Annotated in this window: 21 protein-coding genes; 9 read left to right on the forward strand and 12 right to left on the reverse strand. The window is 41.8% G+C overall.

Annotated features, from left to right (window positions below; all coding sequences use genetic code 11):
• Positions 1–118: 118 nt before the first annotated feature.
• The 5 genes from FAM09_RS07575 to mtgA all read left to right on the forward strand — a co-directional run bounded on the left by FAM09_RS07575 (position 119) and on the right by mtgA (position 4406).
• The gene (locus FAM09_RS07575; protein WP_136576438.1) at positions 119–457 is read left to right on the forward strand and encodes a hypothetical protein; all 339 of its coding nucleotides are present in this window, start codon (positions 119–121) and stop codon (positions 455–457) included.
• A gap of 207 nt (positions 458–664) precedes the next feature.
• Entirely contained in the window at positions 665–2203 is a 1539-nt protein-coding gene (locus tag FAM09_RS07580; protein ID WP_136576439.1) for a GH3 family domain-containing protein, read from the forward strand.
• 120 nt (positions 2204–2323) lie between these two features.
• Positions 2324–2962 (forward strand): LysE family translocator, encoded by a 639-nt coding sequence (locus FAM09_RS07585; RefSeq protein WP_136576440.1) that lies wholly within the window; start codon positions 2324–2326, stop codon positions 2960–2962.
• Between the two features lie 84 nt (positions 2963–3046).
• A complete protein-coding gene (locus tag FAM09_RS07590) occupies positions 3047–3622 on the forward strand; it encodes a hypothetical protein (protein WP_136576441.1) in 576 nt (191 codons plus the stop codon).
• Between the two features lie 79 nt (positions 3623–3701).
• Complete coding sequence (mtgA, locus tag FAM09_RS07595) at positions 3702–4406, forward strand: monofunctional biosynthetic peptidoglycan transglycosylase (protein WP_136576442.1); 705 nt, start codon at positions 3702–3704, stop codon at positions 4404–4406.
• Here mtgA and FAM09_RS07600 read toward each other — a convergent pair whose 3' ends face one another.
• The 3 genes from FAM09_RS07600 to pnuC form a co-directional block, all read right to left on the reverse strand.
• A complete protein-coding gene (locus FAM09_RS07600; protein WP_166437048.1) occupies positions 4407–6026 on the reverse strand; it encodes an ArnT family glycosyltransferase in 1620 nt (539 codons plus the stop codon).
• Positions 6027–6112: 86 nt separating this feature from the next.
• The gene (locus FAM09_RS07605) at positions 6113–6640 is read right to left on the reverse strand and encodes an AAA family ATPase (protein ID WP_136576444.1); all 528 of its coding nucleotides are present in this window, start codon (positions 6638–6640) and stop codon (positions 6113–6115) included.
• Complete coding sequence (gene pnuC / locus FAM09_RS07610) at positions 6637–7278, reverse strand: nicotinamide riboside transporter PnuC (RefSeq protein WP_136576445.1); 642 nt, start codon at positions 7276–7278, stop codon at positions 6637–6639. The genes FAM09_RS07605 and pnuC overlap by 4 nt, the downstream gene beginning before the upstream one ends.
• Before the next feature lie 78 nt (positions 7279–7356).
• On the opposite strand from pnuC, the gene FAM09_RS07615 reads away from it, so the two are divergent.
• Entirely contained in the window at positions 7357–8157 is an 801-nt protein-coding gene (locus tag FAM09_RS07615; RefSeq protein WP_136576446.1) for an SDR family NAD(P)-dependent oxidoreductase, read from the forward strand.
• Here FAM09_RS07615 and FAM09_RS07620 read toward each other — a convergent pair.
• The 5 genes from FAM09_RS07620 to FAM09_RS07640 form a co-directional block, all read right to left on the reverse strand.
• Complete coding sequence (locus tag FAM09_RS07620) at positions 8135–8689, reverse strand: SRPBCC family protein (protein WP_136576447.1); 555 nt, start codon at positions 8687–8689, stop codon at positions 8135–8137. The two genes, FAM09_RS07615 and FAM09_RS07620, sit on opposite strands and share 23 nt — an antisense overlap.
• 77 nt (positions 8690–8766) lie before the next feature.
• Positions 8767–9609: a hypothetical protein gene (locus FAM09_RS07625; protein ID WP_136576448.1), complete on the reverse strand. Its 843-nt coding sequence runs from the start codon at positions 9607–9609 to the stop codon at positions 8767–8769.
• A gap of 263 nt (positions 9610–9872) precedes the next feature.
• On the reverse strand, positions 9873–10508 hold the full coding sequence (locus tag FAM09_RS07630; protein ID WP_136576449.1) for a hypothetical protein: 636 nt from the start codon (positions 10506–10508) through the stop codon (positions 9873–9875).
• Between the two features lie 341 nt (positions 10509–10849).
• Positions 10850–11446 carry a NifU family protein gene (locus tag FAM09_RS07635; RefSeq protein ID WP_136576450.1) on the reverse strand — a complete coding sequence of 199 codons (597 nt, stop codon included), beginning with the start codon at positions 11444–11446 and terminating at the stop codon, positions 10850–10852.
• A gap of 167 nt (positions 11447–11613) precedes the next feature.
• On the reverse strand, positions 11614–12006 hold the full coding sequence (locus FAM09_RS07640) for a MerC domain-containing protein (RefSeq protein ID WP_136576451.1): 393 nt from the start codon (positions 12004–12006) through the stop codon (positions 11614–11616).
• A 127-nt stretch (positions 12007–12133) separates the two neighbouring features.
• On the opposite strand from FAM09_RS07640, the gene FAM09_RS07645 reads away from it, so the two are divergent.
• A complete protein-coding gene (locus FAM09_RS07645) occupies positions 12134–12784 on the forward strand; it encodes an SCO family protein (RefSeq protein ID WP_136576452.1) in 651 nt (216 codons plus the stop codon).
• Positions 12785–12810: 26 nt separating this feature from the next.
• Entirely contained in the window at positions 12811–13227 is a 417-nt protein-coding gene (locus FAM09_RS07650) for a Fur family transcriptional regulator (RefSeq protein WP_136576453.1), read from the forward strand.
• A 444-nt stretch (positions 13228–13671) separates the two neighbouring features.
• Here FAM09_RS07650 and FAM09_RS07655 read toward each other — a convergent pair whose 3' ends face one another.
• Positions 13672–15402, reverse strand: coding sequence for a M3 family oligoendopeptidase (locus tag FAM09_RS07655; protein WP_136576454.1), 1731 nt, complete (start codon positions 15400–15402; stop codon positions 13672–13674).
• Between the two features lie 87 nt (positions 15403–15489).
• The gene (locus FAM09_RS07660; RefSeq protein WP_136576455.1) at positions 15490–16179 is read right to left on the reverse strand and encodes a DUF5606 family protein; all 690 of its coding nucleotides are present in this window, start codon (positions 16177–16179) and stop codon (positions 15490–15492) included.
• 236 nt (positions 16180–16415) lie between these two features.
• Here FAM09_RS07660 and FAM09_RS07665 point away from each other — a divergent pair, with 236 nt between their 5' ends.
• Positions 16416–16838, forward strand: coding sequence for a hypothetical protein (locus FAM09_RS07665; RefSeq protein ID WP_136576456.1), 423 nt, complete (start codon positions 16416–16418; stop codon positions 16836–16838).
• A 61-nt stretch (positions 16839–16899) separates the two neighbouring features.
• Here the strand turns inward: FAM09_RS07665 and FAM09_RS07670 are convergent, their stop codons facing one another.
• Both FAM09_RS07670 and FAM09_RS07675 read right to left on the reverse strand, forming a co-directional pair.
• Entirely contained in the window at positions 16900–17655 is a 756-nt protein-coding gene (locus tag FAM09_RS07670; protein ID WP_136576457.1) for a LytR/AlgR family response regulator transcription factor, read from the reverse strand.
• Between the two features lie 21 nt (positions 17656–17676).
• Positions 17677–18624, reverse strand: a complete 948-nt coding sequence (locus FAM09_RS07675; RefSeq protein ID WP_136576458.1) for a sensor histidine kinase — start codon at positions 18622–18624, stop codon at positions 17677–17679.
• Positions 18625–18873 lie beyond the last annotated feature (249 nt).

Raw genomic sequence — 18873 nt, forward strand, 5'->3', positions numbered from 1 at the left:
TATTATATAGTAAATGTTATTATTTACGGGCCACTACTAATTTCAACAAAATTTTTACACGGTAATTGATATGTTTGGCGGGAAACCATTTTTCTTATCAAGCTTAAACTTTTACCGTATGAACCTGCTAAAGAAGTTACCGCTGTTTTTATTACCCTTGTTGTTATTGACCGCCTGCAGAAAAAATAAATTAGAAACAACAGGCACTTTAAAAATCGATTTTCAAAATGGAATTCCTTCGTGCTATTCCATTTATACAGAAGCCTCGTATTATAGTTCAATACGTACCCCTTTGTACCAGGCCGGTTATCGTCCGGCAGCCATTGAGGTCGTATTTGATGGCAACACCGTAACTTTTAAAGGGTTGAATTATGGTAATTATGTACTTTCTGCCTGCTCATATGGAACTTTGGCTGTACAGGTTGTGGCAGGAGGTACCAGAACGTACAAGTTTTAGATTCATTTGGGAACATCATTGTCAACACCTTAAAAACGACACCCTTCAAATCAATTCTACAAATAAATGAATTTCAAAAAGTCGTCCTAACGGGCGGCTTTTATTCTTTTTTAACTTGCCGTACACCCTAATCTTTGCAAAATGTGCAATATATCATGCCAAAAACCTTTAATTTTGGTAATGCCTGACCAAACGGGCAATTATTGAATGGCCCTAATTGATATCTCTTTACCCCGGTCGGTTGCAAGAGCGTTGAGATTGCCTGCCAGGTCACCCAGGCGGCAACAGATCAGGGTGTTGAAGAAATTGCTGAAGAAAGCCCGGTTTACCGAATTCGGTCAAAAATACCGGTTCGATGAAATTCTATTGAGTAAGCACGCCGGGAAGAAATTCCAGCAACTCGTTCCAACCTACGATTATAATAAGATCTATTCTGAATGGTGGCATAAAACCCTGGAAGGTAAAAGGGACATTTGCTGGCCTGGAAAGATCAAATATTTCGCCCTTAGCTCCGGCACCTCCGAGTCTGCGAGTAAATATATACCCATTACCAATGATCTGATGCGGGGTAACCGCATAGTCATGATCAAGCAATTACTTTCCTTACGTACCTATCACGATATTCCGGTAAAAAGTATTGGCAAAGGTTGGTTAATGCTGGGCGGCAGTACCGACCTGCAAAAAGGCCCCGGCTACTATGCCGGCGACCTCAGTGGCATTACCGCCAAAAAAGTGCCTTTCTGGTTTTCGCCTTTTTATAAACCTGGAAAAAAGATTGCCCGTACCCGTGACTGGAACAGTAAGATTGAAGCTATTGTAGAAGAAGCGCCGAATTGGGATATCGGCTTTGTGGTGGGCGTTCCGGCCTGGATACAAATGTGCATGGAAAAGATCATTGAGCGCTATCAACTCAATTCCATCCACGACATGTGGCCGAACCTGGCTTTTTTCGTTCATGGCGGCGTTTCCTTCGAGCCCTATAAACATGGGTTTAATAAACTGGTGGCTAAACCGCTTACGTTTATTGAAACTTATCTTGCTTCGGAGGGATTCATTGCTTATCAGGACCGCCAGCAATCACAAGGCATGCGGCTGGCCCTGAACGATCATATCTTCTTCGAGTTTGTGCCTTTCAACAGCGATAATTTCGACGCTGATGGTAACCTGGTAGAAAATCCTGAAGCTTTAATGATCCACCAGGTGGAAGAAGGGAAGGACTATGCAATTTTATTAAGTACCACTGCGGGCGCATGGCGCTATTTGATTGGCGATACCGTTCGCTTTGTTGATAAAGAACGTTGTGAAATAATCATTACAGGTCGAACCAAACACTTTTTGAGCCTCGTGGGTGAGCACCTGAGTGTTGATAATATGAATAAGGCCATAAAGCTGGCCAGTGAAGAGTTGAATGTAAATATTCCCGAATACACGGTGGCCGGTATTCCCCATGGATTGAACTTCGCTCATGAATGGTGGATAGCCTGTGACGATGCCGTAGATGCGGAGGTATTGCGTGAGAAAATCGACAGCAGTTTGAAAGAACTGAACGACGACTATGCGGTAGAAAGAAAAAGCGCATTGAAGGAAGTTTACCTGAATGTGCTACCTGTTTCAAAATTTATGGAGTTTATGCATTTGAAAGGAAAGATCGGTGGGCAGCATAAATTTCCACGTGTTATGAAGGGTAAGATGTTTGAAGACTGGGCAAAATTCATAGAGACAGGAACTATTTCGCAACCCGCGTAATATTTTTGATTTTGGGTTAATCTCGAAACCCCGAAATCTTCCAAATCTCGAAATCCCCAATATGTTTTCCTACCTTGCGTACACATATATTAAAATTGGAAGATTTATAAGGGTATCAGCATGTGGCAAGCCATAATAAGTGGATTAACACTGGGATGTATTCTTGCGCTCTCTGTAGGGCCTGTAATATTTACCATCATAAAGCAGAGTTTAAATAACGGTCATACCGGGGGCCTCACTTTCGTAGCCGGGGTATGGTTAAGTGATATTATATTAGTAGTGATCAGTAATGCCTTTTCGGCCTTTGTTGGTGAATTACTCGAATACAAAAATATAATCGGATATATCGGTAGCGTATTTCTGGTAGGCGTTGGTATTTATTATTTGTTCTTTAAGAAAGTGACCCTTCGTACCGATGCCGATGGCAATGCCATAAAGTTTAAGGGGCTGGAAATATTGAAGATCCTGTCGAGCGGCTTTTTTCTGAATACCTTAAATCCCAGTGTATTTATCTTCTGGCTGGGCACTGCAACTGCATTTTCCAAATACAGCTTTAACCAGCGGATCCTGATCTTTTCTATTTGCCTGGCCTTTAATATTGCCGCAGATATCTTAAAAGTGGTGTTGGCCGGAAAATTACGTACCAAGCTTACCTTGCATAACATTTCATTAATTAATAAGATCTCAGGTGTTATACTGGCTGGCTTTGGAATAGCCCTTTTTTATGGCACCTATTTTTTATCGGATAAGATCAGGTAAGTGTTACCTTTTACTATTCTTCCAGGCTGTCTTTAACAAATCATTAGTTAAATAACAAAAAGGCACTGTGTAACTTGTTGGCGAATGAAGCAAGCTATACTTTTTATATTACTGGTATCAATAGCGGAAGTAACCTTATCACAATCTTCAGATTTTATTGTTTTAAAAAAGCGCAACAACCGAACGATAAAAACCTATTATCCCGGCGCTTTTATTTCAGCCGTCACATATAATGGTTTTTCTATAAATGGATTCATTAAAGATATCCGGAACGACACCCTGATCATTTTGCAACAGGAACGCCGGTTAATGCCTACTGATTTTGGCGCTACGCTGGATACGTTGTCTTATACTGTAGGCGTCGATTACCATACTATAAAATCTTTTCATTATACCAGTCAATATACCTGGGGAAGAAAAAGAGGGTTTGTTGAGATCAACCTTCCCCGCCTGATGAAGGTGGGCGGTATCGGGTTTCTCATCCTTGAATTGGTGAATACTGCGTACAGAAAAGAATCCATAACGGCTAACAAGAAAATGCTTCCTCTGGGCATAGCGGCCGGCGTTGCGGCTGCAGGCATCTTCATGTCGTATCAGCAAAACCGAAGCGATAAAGCCGGAGGAAAATATAAGGTGGTATATGTGAAAAATACTAAATAGGAAAATATAGTCACCCTATACAACGTTAAGGGAACAGCAATCAAAATTGTATCTTGCAGGCCAAAGCAGTTCCCTACTCATGTCAACTAAAACGAAAGAAAAAGCCCTTCGCATCTGGCGTATTGTTAAACGGACTTTACTCTTTCTATTTCTATTCCAGTTATTTTATATTCTCCTGTTGAAATGGGTTGATCCGCCGTTTACCTTAACCCAGTTGGGCAGCTTGTTTACCGGTTATGGGTTGAAAAGGGATTATGTGGATATGAAAGATGTTTCCTCATATGCCCGCTTATCTTTTATTGCTGCTGAAGACCAGTTATTCCCCGACCACAATGGGTTCGACTGGAAGAGCATTAATAAAGCGATGGAATACAATAAAAAGAAACCCAATCGTGTAAAAGGGGCTTCCACCATCAGCCAGCAGGTGGCCAAAAATGTTTTCCTGTGGCAGGGCCGAAGCTGGCTTCGTAAAGGCCTGGAAGTGTATTTCACCTTTATGATAGAATTGTTGTGGGACAAGAACCGCATCATGGAAATGTACCTGAACGTTTCTGAAATGGGGCCCGGCATTTTTGGGATTGAAGCCGCTGCCCAGAATTACTTTAAAAAGCCTGCTAAAAAACTCAACCGGCAGGAAGCGGCCATGATTGCAGCCTGCATGCCCAATCCAAAGAAATTTACTGTAAAGCCATTATCGCGGCACGTAGCATCGCGCTATCCCTGGGTAATGAAGCAAATGGCCTTTCTGCAAAACGATCCCGATATTCAACGGATCCTGCAATAACTATTTAACGTAAAGATTAAATTCAGTGCTGTTAATAGTGGGGAAGCCCGGTATAACCGTGCCGATACATAACCTGGCATTATATTCCCCGGCAGCCAGCCCGGAAGGAATATTTACCGTTAGTGTCATGGCGTTACTGGTTAATTTTTTAACAACAATGCCGGTATTAATAAATGTTTTTACATCTCCATCTTCATAAAGCACTAACCATATAGGCGTTTCGCTATAGGCAGGTTGCTGAAATAAGGCCCTGTAATTTTCCGGGACAGCAACTTTTGTACTTAACTGCAATGTGCGCCCGGGCGAAAGGGAACAATTTATATTGGAAAACAATACCCGCGAGAAAGAATAAAATCCATGTTGAACGCCATCGTGCGGAAATGGCCATCCAAATGGCTTGAAGAGTTGTTGAAAGTAGTTGCTGTTACCCGGCACAATCATATAAACAGTTTTGCTGATGAGCGAATCTTCTATTGGCCACATATTAAAATTATTGCGGCGATAATACGGCGAGTTCATGGAGAATGCCGGCTTGCCGGTATAGAACCAGAATTTGGATGCCCGTTGGTACGTATTGATGAATACGATCGGCAAGCTACTGGCCTTTTGTTTCATCTCGGTTGCCCATTCCCGGTTTCCATGAAACTCATTCCTTTTTATCCATGAAACAGGCGGAAACCAGGACATGATATACAGCCTTACCGCCAGTACCAACAATAAAGTAATGGGGATACTTCTATACAGCCATTTTTGTAACCGATAATTTTTCACCAGGTATCTATGGCTGAGCACCATTAAGGGTATAAATGCGGCGATGGTCCAATTAGCTTCCACCCTTCCTTTATAGGTGCTTATCAGAAATAAAATATATGTGCCCACCAGCGTGTATTTCATTGCCCGTTCCAGATCTGAAACCGGGCGGTACCGGAAAGCTGCCCAAAGCAGAAACCAACCTATTACGGGGCCGGCAAAAGCAATTTGCCCGAGGATGTATTCAGTAGTAAAAGCGAATCTGTAATTGGAAGCATTCCGTTCGAGCAAATGATATTGAATTGAGGGAAAATTATGCTGGTACTGCCAGTAAAGGTGCGGCGCAAATAACAACAGGCAAATAAAACCGGCCAGCCAGAGGTACTTATTGGTTAATAATCGAAGGTTCGATAACAATACCAACACTATCACCAACACCCCATGATATTTGCTATATAACATGCACGCCATGCAAATGCCCAGCAGCAGGGCGTTGATAACATTCCTGTTTTGCAGGAACCGCTGGTACAGCCAGAAGAAGAGCACTATAAAAAATAACAGTGGTATATCGGGCACTGCCAGTATACCGCCTATTTGTGCCACCCCGATGGACAATGCCACAGCATAAAATAATAGGTCGTCTTTTTTATAGGTAAGTTGTTGAACAAAAAAAATGGTGGCGGTATTCAATAATAAAACAAAAATACGAACGCCCAGCTCGTTATGAAAAATAGCATAACCCGCTCTTATCAATGCTGCGATCATGGGCGGGTGATCAAAATAGCCCCAGTCTAAATAGCGGGAATAAACCCAGTAATAGGCTTCATCATCGAATAATTCTGTATTGCCAGCCTGAATAATACTTAACAAAGCCCAGCAGATACAAAATAACAACCGATGATGTTTATGCAGCGCGGTTTGCATATTACAACAACAGAGCAACAATATAAAGGGTTCTATTGCGCGAATAAATCGTTCACCGCTTGAATGGCCTTTTGAAGCCGTTCATCATAATTTCCAGAGATCTCTACCCAGGGAACGGACTGGTTGATCAGGATATTTTTGTAGATGTTGTAGAGCTGTTGGCGGCGGGTTAAGTCGGGATACTCACGTAAAATATCTTTTACCCAGGGTAAGTCAATATCGCATAAAAGGTATAAGTCATATTTTCTTTTTGTAATCTGATCAAGTATCCAGGGGTGACATTTATCATATACAAATTCACACCATACTTTCATTACATACTGATTTGTATCAATAAACAGCACCCGTGAATGGCCTGCTTTTTCGATGTGGCTTTCTTCTAATGCAACCTGGCCTTTGGCAATGGTAAGTAAGTCATCATAAGTATAGCTTGTGCCGTGTTGCAGAAGATAGTCACGGGCATATTCCGGAACCCAACTGGTGTTATAGTAATTGGCCAGTTGCGCACACAATGTACTTTTGCCCGTTGACTCAGGACCAATGATAACTACTTTTTTCATTCCTGTTTTTTATCATGCAACTGCCGGGCACGTCTTTTCCATTCCAGCAAACCAAAGATGGCCATTACAAACAGTATAAAATAAAAGACACTCGTAAATACGTATTGCTTTACAAAGTATAACGGTATGGAGGCGATGTTGGTTGCGATCCACCAGTACCAGCTTTCCACTTTCTTTTTAGCCATAAGCCACATGCCGGTGAAAGCGGTGGCTGAAGCAAACGCATCAGCCCAGGGAATAGTGGCGGAAGCGAATGCATATTTCATCAAGGTAAGGGCGCTAAAAATAACAACATAAAAGAAAGCGCAGAACAATAGTTGTTGCAACCATTCGCTACGGGTAGAATATTGTATGCTTACCACGTAATGATGTTGCTGGTCTTTTTTTAGCCATAGCACCCATCCGTAAATACTCATGATGGTATAATACAGGTTAACGCTCGCTTCACCATACAAATGACCCTGCACGCTCAGGAATATGTAAATTACTGTACTTATAAGGCCAACGGGATATACCAGGATATTTTCAATTCGTGAAAACCATACACTCGCAATACCCGCAAATACGGCAATATATTCGGGCCACGTGGTGTTGCGCATACCGTCAACAAACTGTCGCAAAATTTCTTCGTAGGTCATTCTTTAAAAAAATGCAATATAGTTCTTCTCCTCACTTTCATGCTGGTTTCCGATATTTGGCAGATAAATACTTGTCAATTGAGTTATTTTGCCAATAAGATCGTTTGGATAACCGGTGCTTCTTCAGGCATTGGCGAAGCACTTACTTATGAACTGACAAAGCTGGGCGCAAAGATCGTTATTTCGGCCAGGCGTGAAGAAGAACTGAAACGGGTGCAGCAACAGGCCGGCCCTTCTAATGTTTACGTACTTCCGCTCGACCTGGAAGCGCCTGCTACCTTCCCAGCAAAAGTGCAGGAAGCCATTGGCGCTTTTGAGCAGGTTGATATTATGATCCACAATGGTGGCATCAGCCAGCGATCTAAGGTAATAGATACATTGCCGGCAGTGCAGCGTAAGGTAATGGAAGTTGATTATTTCAGCTATATAGAACTAACCAGGTTGTTATTACCACACATGCAACAGCGAAAAACCGGGCATATAGCCGTGATCAGTAGTGTAATGGGTAAAATTGGAACGCCCATGCGCTCGGCCTATTCCGCTGCAAAACACGCTTTGCATGGCTTCTTTGATTGCCTGCGGGCCGAGGTTTGGAAAGATAATATTAATGTTACCATCATTACGCCGGGTTATATTCGCACCCAGGTATCATTAAATGCGGTTACTGCTTCAGGAGAGAAACTGAACGAGCTGGGAAAAAATATTGGGCATGGGTATGCTGCCGATAAAACGGCGCAACAAATACTGAACGCAATACAAAAAGGAAAATTTGAAAAATATGTAGGCCGGCCTTTTTCAAAAGAGTGGATGGCTATTCATTTGATGCGATTGTTCCCAACCTTGGCCATTAAGGTTTTTAAAAATGCCGTACCGGAATAGTTCCTTCGTACAGCTCACAAAATTTTTTAAGATTTTTCAATCCTTCGGTAAACTGGCGGTTGAGGTTCTTGTGGATCATATAGCCCATTAACCGGCCCATTGGGTAAGGTAACATGCCGGAGTTTTGCCAGGTCACTTTTGTTTCATCAGTTCCCCATTCTTCAAAAAGCCAGTTGTCGCGGGCGATTGTTTTCAGCGGCCTGATAAATTCAAAGTCAAAATGAATGTGCTTATCATCAATATCCCGTAGCGTTAAGCTGCCTGTGCCTATATTGGTTTCTTTCCACGAATATTTATGCCCCGGTCTTTTAGCTAAACCGGTGATATTGCTTTCGCTGTTAGCGCTTTTCTTATGCCAGGGATTCCATTGGATATGGTTATGAAAATCGGCCACCTTATCCATAACAAAGCCGCACGGCTTTTTTATAATAGCTGATTTCTCTATAAAGTACCCGTCTGGTAAAAATAAAGCGATAATTAACAGAAGCACTATAACTACCACCAATGCTCCCAAAATATACAGAAAGGTCATAAACCTGCTGTTTTGTTGAATTTACTGCATTCCTGCAATACAGCCAAGCAGGTTCGGTAATTTACCAAATCAAATGTTCAAAAGTCGAACCGGACGGTGGCTGTAGCATAAAAAAGATTTTCCGCTTTTTGGGATGAAGTGCCATCTGCAGTAACTACATTTTGCGGTATTACATAAGCGGGTGTAAAAATGAGGTTCATTTTACCAATGCCATATACAACAGGACAGGAAAGCTCATACGACATAATACTAAACCTGCTGCTGCTTTGGGTAACAGTTTCCTGGGAAACCGGAAAGATCAGAAATCGTTTTTCCTGCAGCCAGGTTTTGCTGAAGCGCTGGGTGCCAAAATAACCAAAAACAGCAGGAGCTATCACAATAACCCCTTTTTTACCAACCGAATCGAACCGGAAAGCATGGTCAAGTCCCGCATAAGCGCCAAAATCAGTTTGATTGCTGAATTTCGCATCGGCGCCCCCGTAAATAGCAACCACTTTATTTTTATTCGACAAATTTATCCCAGCTTGTCCTTTTACTACCGACTGCACCAGGCTTACATCAGCATTATAAAAAAAGCGACTGCCAAAAATATTTCCTTTCCAGGTTTCTTTTTTGTTTTTGAACTTATAGCCAGCCTCTACCGTTGTGGCCGCATAAGAAGTGGCTACCGCATTATTGATGAATATAAAGTTCGAGAACACGTACAATCCATTCGGTAATGTGATACCGACAAAAGGATAAATGCCCTGGCTTTTCAAACTATCTGTACGGCCATAATAATTCAGTGTAGAATTATACGACACGCCTGCAGTAAAAGTTATTTTCTTTTTAGGAGCAGTAGATGTAGAATCGGTTTGTTGTTGTGCCTGTAATGCCATGCTAACAATAGCAAGCGGAAAAAGGGCAATTACTTTTTTCATCTGAAAATATTTATTGTCGTTTAGCCAAGATGGACCTTACCTTCCGGGGTGCATCGGGAAGGACGATTCATAAAACAATTTGTAAGTGCAGGTTGAAAAAATGGGGCTGACTAAATAGTTACCTGATTGTTTGATGGTTCTATTGTTGGAGTTATGAGCGGTAGAATCGCTGCTTGAATTCAGAGATTACAACAATCAAACCATCTAAAATAGGTCTATAAACCTTTATAGTCAGCCCCCGGAAATGAATCACTGATGGCCTATTATTGCTTGCTGGCTTTAACAGCCGTAGCACTACTTGCCTCGGTTGAAGAAGATACGCTTGTATTGGCAGCGGTTTCTTTAACTGCATTAGCTGTGTTGGTGGTAGTTGATTTTACTTTGCCGGCTGCTTCCTGGGTTTTTGTAACGGCAGCACCTTTTGTTTGTTGCACTTTTTCAACGGCAGCGCCACTAACTTGTTCGTTAGCCTGGCTACTTGTGTTACCGCTTACACTAACTGTTTTATCGGCGCCCGCTGATACGGCAACGTTATTATTGCTATTGGCTGTACCTGCTTGAGTTGTTGCATTGCCTTGCACATTGACGCCAACATTTGTATTAGCATTGGTATTATTTGCTACATTGGTAACATTACCGGTAGTATTGGCAACACCTTTCTTAGCGGAAGAAGTGGTATTGGCTGTAACTGATTTTGTTGTGCTTACTGTTTTCTGTGAAGCGCTCTGAACATTTGCACGGGTCGATTGAACCGCATTTCCGGCAGCACCACTGGTACTAATACTGGTAGCAGAATGCAGGGTAGCCGAAGTTGTGGAACCCAGGTTGATCTGTGCTTTTGAGGCAGAGGTAATAATGGTAGCTGCTGCAGTAGTAATAAACAGGATGTGTACTTTCATAATTCTTGATTTTAGATTAATAAATAGTCGTTTTTATGGTTATGACATACGTTGCCCTCTTCCACCGGTTGCATAAAAAAATGCCGCCTGTTGAAACAAATCAGTGCCATTAAAATCTAGCTGTTCAGATAAGGGGTAAGCCTAAGAATAATACGGGTAGTACTGTATGTAGTTACTGTTTGACCGTTTCTATGGATAATGGTTTAATCGTGAAACGGCAAACGTGAAATTTGTGCATTGTAATAATTATTTTTCTCGCTCTCATTCACATACATACAAAAAAAAGACCTTCCCTTTTGGGGAAGGTTTAAACAAGCGTTAAAATATGTTAACGTAATACGTTATTCTGCTTCTGCCACTACTTCTTTAACTTCAGGGATCATCCGCTTCATCATGCCTTCAATACCAGCTTTTAATGTTATCATCGATGAAGGGCAGCCGCTGCATGAACCTTGTAACATCAGGTTTACAACGCCATCGCTGTAGCTTTTAAATTGAATAGCCCCACCGTCCATTTCAACGGCAGGCTTTACATAATTTTCCAGTAATTCTTTAATGCGTTTAACCACATCGTCATCATCTGCGGCAACTACATTCGAGCTATCCTGCTTAATAGTAGCTATTTCTTCTTCGTTGATCACCACTTTTCCTTCTTCCAGGTATTCTTTCAAAAACTGGCGAATGGTAGGAATTACATCGTTCCACTCGGTTTCAGCGGTTTTTGTAAGCGTTACAAAATTGCTGGCAATAAATACGGCTCTTATAAAGGGAAAACCAAAAAGTTCAGTAGCCAGTGGCGAGGCCTTGGCATTTTCCAGATCCGGAAAATCAATGCTTTTACCAGGATACAGTAATTTGTTAGCCACAAACTTCATTGTCTCCGGGTTAGGCGTCATTTCTGTATAAATACTTATGACAGGGCTTCCTGTTTTGATCATGATACTTCCTTCTTTTAAGTTGACTACAAAAATAACAAAAGCCCGCTGCAATTGTTTCTTATTTTGAAAAACTTTGGACTGTGAAAAATAACACGGATGGCCCGGAACTGGAATTTACCCGGGGTTGAAAGCAGGTAGCAACAGTTCGGTAGTTCGTAACAGCTAGTTTAGTGGTCACAGTCATCTTCATGAGCGTGGTTGTGTACCCGGCAGGCCCTGAAATTCATTAAATGGGCAGCCACGATCAGCAATACGGCAAAAGGTAGGATCCACAATTGGTATTTATGCCATATTTGCTTGGCTATCAGGCCACTAATGCCAATTGAAAACATAATAATGGGCAATGTGCTGTGGTGATGTTTTTTATAACCATGGCGTAAGGAATAAACGCCAATGCCAAAGGCCAGAACGATCATAAAATACTCAAACGCCTCATTATCAATGATATTTATGCCTAAAACAGGCAAACTGGTTAACAGCAGGGGTAAAATTGCGCAATGGATAGCGCAAGCCAGTGAAGCTGCCACCCCCATTGCATCCCAATTTACTCTAAAATTCATGGCCACGAAGATAAGAAGTAAATGCACTGGCATGCAACTTTGTTGCAAAAAGATTCGTTATAAAAATAAATTCATTGGTGGCGAAATGGGTAACCGTACCTTTACGGCCTGAAAAATTATTCATGCTATGAGCCGGAAAGTGATCTTCTATATTGCTTTTTTCGTGGTGTTGGTGATAGCCTTTTATGTGGCCTTAACCCAGGTTATACCAGGCTTTGGGGAAGTGAAGCTGCCGGTGGTAAGCCGGGTGCAGCCCTTCAGCTTTACCAATCAGGATGGGCAGGCAACCACCCAAAGAAATGTGGAAGGCAAAGTGTATGTGGCCGAATACTTTTTTACAACCTGTCCAAGTATATGCCCCATGCTGAATACCAATATGCTGAAGGTGTATGATGCATATAAAGATGAACCAGGCTTTATGATCCTGTCGCACACGGTAGACCCTGATAATGATAATGTAGCCCGGTTGAAATGGTACGCCGATTCGTTACACGTAAATACGCAGCGCTGGGTGTTTTTGACCGGAAGAAAGGATAGCCTGTACAAAGCAGCCCGGAACAGCTACCTGTTAGATGACCCCAATAATAATCTGCAGAATATAAGCGACCAGTTTTTGCATACCCAGTTTTTTGCCCTGGTAGATAAAACCGGACGGGTACGGAAAATTTATGACGGTTTAAAAAAGCAGGAGATTGAAGAATTGAAAAAAGACATAAAGCGATTGTTGAATGAACGCAGCTCCGGTGAGCGGTTTTCAAATAATTTGTTTGGCAGTTAATACTGCAAATGGTTAATGTTTTTACAATGGATGCACAGATAGACGAAATACTCCGTAAAAATCAACTGAGTGTAACCGGTAGCCGCAAAAGGATCCTGGAATTATTTTTAATGAGCAATGGAGCGCTGGCACATGGCGATATTGAAAAAAAGACCGGTGAAAAATTTGACCGGGTCACTGTATACCGCACCCTGCAAACATTTTTGGAAAAAGGCATTATTCATAATATTCCTACCGCCGATAATTCAGTATTATATGCCCTGTGCAAAGATGATTGCAGCGAAGGGCACCATCACGATAACCATGTGCATTTTATTTGCAGCGAGTGCGGAAAAACAATTTGCCTCGCCGATGTAACTGTTCCTGAAGTAAAACTTCCTGGTGGGTTCTTACCCCACGAATACCAGATGGTGGTAACCGGTTTATGCAAGGAATGCCGGTAAAAAAACTGACTGCCATCAGTTAAATTATTATCTCCGGTTAGCCGGCAGCGGTGTATTAACTGCCGATTCGTACTATTATCCCGGTGTGCAGTAACCGGTATTTTTATTTTCTATAAAAAAGAATAGTAAGCCCCCAGATTAAAGAATGATTAAAATAGCATAGTATTTCGCAAAACACTAATGCTCAAACAATTTTGCTTAGATTAAATGGAGTGCTTCACGGCACTATTTGCGATTTATTTGTGGAGCTTAAATGAAGATTAAATAACTAAAAAAACAAAGCCCCGATGTAGAAACACCGGGACTTTTGGTTAAGGCTCTGATTAGTAGCTATTTTATGATGGCAGGTAGCAGAACTACCTAGATCAATTTATTTTTAGTGCTACAAATATAATAGAATGAATTAATATTTCGCATACCATGAACTGGGTATTTTTTTCCCGGCTAGGGATGAACGTTTAGTTTGTCCATTTCTCCTTTTACAAACTGCATTAACTGTTTTATATAGTCGGGCGAAAAATTAAATACAAGTCCTGCTGCGCTGTAGAGTTCAGGCAAAGTTTTAGTTCCACCCAATTGCAAAGACATCATATAGTTGTTAATTGCTGCTGCTTTGTTCTGTCTGAATTGCATCCACAAACCAATGGCGCCTAACTGTGCAATTCCATATTCTATATAATACAAGGGAACTTCAAATAAATGCAATTGTCTTTGCCAGGCGTACGTACGATATTCTGTAAGCCCTTCCCAATCAATTACATTGCTCTGGAATTCGGTTAAGATCTCCATCCACTTTTTCGCTCTTTCCTCTGCTGTGTGCGCGGGATTTTCGTATACCCAGTGCTGAAATTTATCTATTGTGGCAATCCAGGGGAAGATCGTGATCACTCTTTCCAACTGGTGCTCCTTTGCCCGTATCAGGTCTTCTTCTTTATCAAAGAACACATCCCAGGCATCCATGCTGAACAATTCCATCGCCATGCTGGCCACTTCGGCTATCTCCATGGGATACTCTTTAAAAGAAGTTAACTCCAATGGATGGGCGAGAAATGAATGCACCGCATGGCCGCCTTCGTGCACCATGGTGGTAACATCACTCATTTGGCCAGCCGCATTCATGAATATAAAGGGGGCGCCTGTTTCGGCGAGCGGACAGTTGTACCCGCCCGGGGCTTTTCCCTTGCGGCTGTCAAGGTCGAGCCGTTTCATTTCGCCCATTTTCCGCAGGCAGTCTGCAAAGAAGGGATGCACCCGATCAAAACATTGAATGCTTTTTTCCAACAATTCACTGCCAGTGCTAAAGGGGTTTAGTGGAGTTATTCCTTCCGGTTCTGCTTCCGAGTCCCAGGGACGCAAAGTGGGAAGGTTCAGTTTTTTCTTTTTTCGGTCGTTGATTATGTTTACCAGGGGTAAAATATGCTGTTTAACCGCTTCATGAAACTGAAAGCAATCTTCCTTGGAATAATCAAAACGGCCGAGCTCTTTAAATTTATAATCGCGGTAATTATCGAAGCCGGCATTTTTAGCTACTTGGTGTCTTTTTTGAACTAGCTGCGTATAGAGGTTGTTCAGGGTCTCCTTATCTTGCAGGCGCCGTTCGTTAATTTTACGATAAACGCTTTCGCGTAAATTACGGTCGTGATCTTCTAAAAACTTCGAAGCCTGTTGCAGAGTATATTCCTTTCCGTTTACTTCAACCGTCATTTTACCGGCAATAGTTCCGAACTGTTGCGCTAACACAGCCAGTTCCGATTGCAGGGGAATATTTTCTTCGCGGAACAGCTCGATGCTTTTACGAACACTGCGCAGGTAGGTAAAGTATTTCTTCTGGTCAAGCTCGGCTACAAACGGGCTTTCAACCAGTTTTTTATTCAGTTTATCGGCATAGGGTTGAATTTTAGGCTGGATCTCTGTTACAAAGAACACGAATGCTTCTTCCAGCGCCTTGTTTTCAGTATCACAGGTCATTTTTATCTGACGCCAGCAGGCATCTTCACTCACCACGGCTTCCAGCTCGCTCATATCGTGTAACCATTTTTCCAGATCAGCCTTTGAATTGACAGGTCTGTCGAGGAGATTTTTAAAATAAGGTTCAAGATTATCCCAGGTAGTTACCGTAAAATCCTCCGGCAAAAAGTGCCGGGGCAATTTTTTTATGTCTGCAGTATGATTCATTAGTTCACCTTTTTAAAATAAGAAAGCTACAAACTTCCGGTATAAAAACCAGCAGCCTGTAGCCTTAGTTTATTAAAGTTTATTAAATTACTTCTTAGCGTCTTTTTTTGGAGCTGCTTTCTTTTTAGCGGGTGCTTCTTCGGCATCACCTTCTTCCTTTTTGGCTTTGGGAGCTGCTTTTTTCTTGGGAGCTGCTTCTTTCTTTTCTTCGCCAGCATCACCTTCTTCTTTTTTAGCTTTAGGAGCTGCTTTTTTCTTTGGAGCCGCTTCTTTCTTTTCTTCGTCGCCTGCTACTTCTTTTTCTTTTTTAGCAGCTTTAGGCTTTTCTTCTTTTACGGCAGCTTTTTCTTCAACAGCAACTGCTTCTTCAACCAGTTCTTCCTCAGGAGCTGCTTCTCTCAGCTTGATCTCAATATTATTCGACTTCAGCACGCCAAACCACTTTACCATCTTCTTCATATCGCTTGAGTATACGCGGTCGAAATCCAGATCGGGGTAAACTTTTTCGAAATACTTTTTAACGGCGGCATTATCTTTTTCATCGGGCATTTTTTCGCCGCTGCTGTCCATGGCAGTAAAAATATCTACCAGGTTAACATTATCCCGAACTGTATATACTTCAATGCTTTCGAGATGAGAAAAATTATGTATCCTGCTCGAAACAAATTTTGTGCTTTTGTCTTCCAGTGACCGTACAATAGCGCCATCAGATTTACTGCTCACCAATTCGAATAATCCTGGTAAACCCGTTACGGCAACAATTTTAGCGTATTCCATATCAATCAAAATTTTTAAGGAGTTGCAAGATAATCTGAATTTGGCAAACGGTGTTCCAAAATAGTCTGAAAGATAAGGACCGGGCTAATTCGCACCCTTTACCGGGCATTTTGGTCCCATAAACTGACCTGCGGGCTTTTTTTGACTTTTTAGGCAATAATTTTTATCCCGGCGAAGGTTTTCGCACAAAGCGGCATCCAACTATCATCTACTTTCCTAAAACTAAATCTCATAGTATGAAAAAAACGATATTATTATTAACGATCGCAATAATTGGGGTATTAGGTGTTCAGGCGCAGGGCGGCGGTGGATTTCAACGCCGTACTCCCGAAGAAAAGTTAAAACTTACCAAGGAAAAACTGGTGGATCTGAAGCTGGATAAAGATCAAATCATTAAAAGCGATAGCGTTTTTATGGATTTCTTTAAAGCGCAGGATAAAATGTTTGAAGAAATGCGGGCCAGCGGCGGCGCCCCCGATCGGGAACAAATGCGTGAAAAAAATCAAAAACTGATTGGCGAGCGCGACGATAAGCTGAAAAAGGTGTTTACAGAAGATCAATTCAAGAAATGGAAGGATGAAATAGAACCCACATTACGCCCGCAACGCGGTGGCGGTGGCCCCGGTGGAAATCGTAGTGGCGGCGGCGGAAATAATTAATGGCTCTGATGCACTCGTTATAGGATGTACCCCGGTAGTTTATATTATCGGGGTTTTTTAATTACTGCCCCATCCATTGCTTAAATGCGGCCGCATTTTCCTGGCTGATTATAATATCCTCGGTAACCAGGGGAGCCACTTCAAGCAACAACTTACTTTTAGAATATGCCTTTATTCGTTTAATAGCGCTCATATTGACCAGGTATTTCCGGTTAACCCGGTAAAAAACCGCGGGGTCTATCTGGGTTTCAATATCGGCCAGTGACTGGTCCATGATAAATTTCTGTCCGCTACTGTCTACCATGCAAACCAGTTTATGGGTGGCATAAAAATAAGCCACCTCTTCAGCTTTAATACTAATGTAATCGGTGCCGCGCTTTACCAGGAACCGCTTTTTATAACCTCCCTGGGACTGTGCCGATGGCCATTGGGCCAAAGACTGGTAATTGCCGGTAAAATGCTGTTTTAATTTTTGGTACTTTTTAAGGGCCGCTTCCAGTTTTTCAGGCTTTATTGGCTTCAACAGGTAATCGATGCTGTTATACTCAAACGCTTCCTGCCAGTATTCGTCGTAAGCGGTAGTAAAAATAATCGGGCACTCTACATTGATCTCTTCAAATATTTTAAAGGACAACCCATCACTGAGTTCAATATCCATGAAAATTAATTCGGGGGCGGGATGCTGTTGCAACCAATCGATGGCCTCCCTGATACTGCCAAGCACTCCTTCAACATAAACCGGTTGATCGCACAGAGCAAGTAACGAAAGTAATTTTTCTGCTGCAGGTTTTTCGTCTTCAATTATAACACATTTCATCTGGAAGGTATTTATTGTTTATCAGGCAATTTTTAAAACCGGTAACGAAACGGTGAAATCACTGGCCGATTCTGTAACACTGATCTCTTTACTGGTAGTTAATTTATAGCGTTCGCCCAGGTTATTTAAACCGATGCGCGAAGAGGCTTTGCGTAAAATTTTTTTTCGTACCTGGTTATGAATGATCAATTCATCTTTTTGCATTTCAATGGTAATTACCAGGGGAACAGCATCAGAAAATTCATTGTGCTTGATGGCGTTTTCTACCAGGATCTGCAAAGAGATGGGCGGTATAACATACTGATCATACAATGCCGGATCGAGCATGATCTGTAATTGTACAGCTTCTTCAAACCGGATCTTCAATAAAGAAAAATAATCGTTTAAAAATAACATTTCTTCATGCAACAACACCAACTCGCGGGCTTTATTCTGAAGAATGTAGCGATATACATCTGCGAGGTTATCATTGAACTGTCTGGCTTTTACCGGATCTTTTTCAATCAGGTACGATAACGTATTCAGCGAGTTAAAAATAAAATGCGGGTCAATTTGATTTTTGAGCGCTTCAAGCTCCGCTTCTGCGCGGGCTCTTTCCAACTGTTCTTTTTTAAGTTTTTCACTTTCTGCTTCCCGCACCAAAAACACGGTTTCATAAATATGCGTAATAAACAACACGCAGATCATAATGATCAGGGTGGTGGTGGCAATTACATCCCAATTAACTTTGCCCGCATTAAATAATTTATACCAGATCACCAGCAGCAATGCACTGATGGGAATGGTGTAGAAAGATATTGTCAATACCAGCACCACTATTTTGCGTACCGGTTTATTGAACCAGTCAAAATAACTGCGTAGCGTAAAAAGAAGATAGCGGTTCCCCTCCCATATTATAAAGGCAATGCCAATGGTATACAGAAAGCTGAGTTTGATTTGCCAAAGCGAAAGAGCTGCTTGATTGATCATGCCGGTAACCAAAGGTATAAGCACCCCAAATGCCGGGATGAGAATTACCCTGAACCCGATATCATTCAACCTTTCGGAAGCACCGGTTTTTTTTATCGGCTTATTATTGATATTGATCCCCTGCTTTTCCAGCCTGATTCCTTTTTAGTTGAGCGTGTAAAAATTAGCAAATAGATTTGAATTAACCATAAAACCTGTCAGGTCTGGGCAATCAATCAGCCATGAAAAATAAGTTGGATTAAACAATCT

The sequence above is a fragment of the Niastella caeni genome (assembly GCF_004834005.1).
Taxonomy (GTDB): domain Bacteria; phylum Bacteroidota; class Bacteroidia; order Chitinophagales; family Chitinophagaceae; genus Niastella; species Niastella caeni.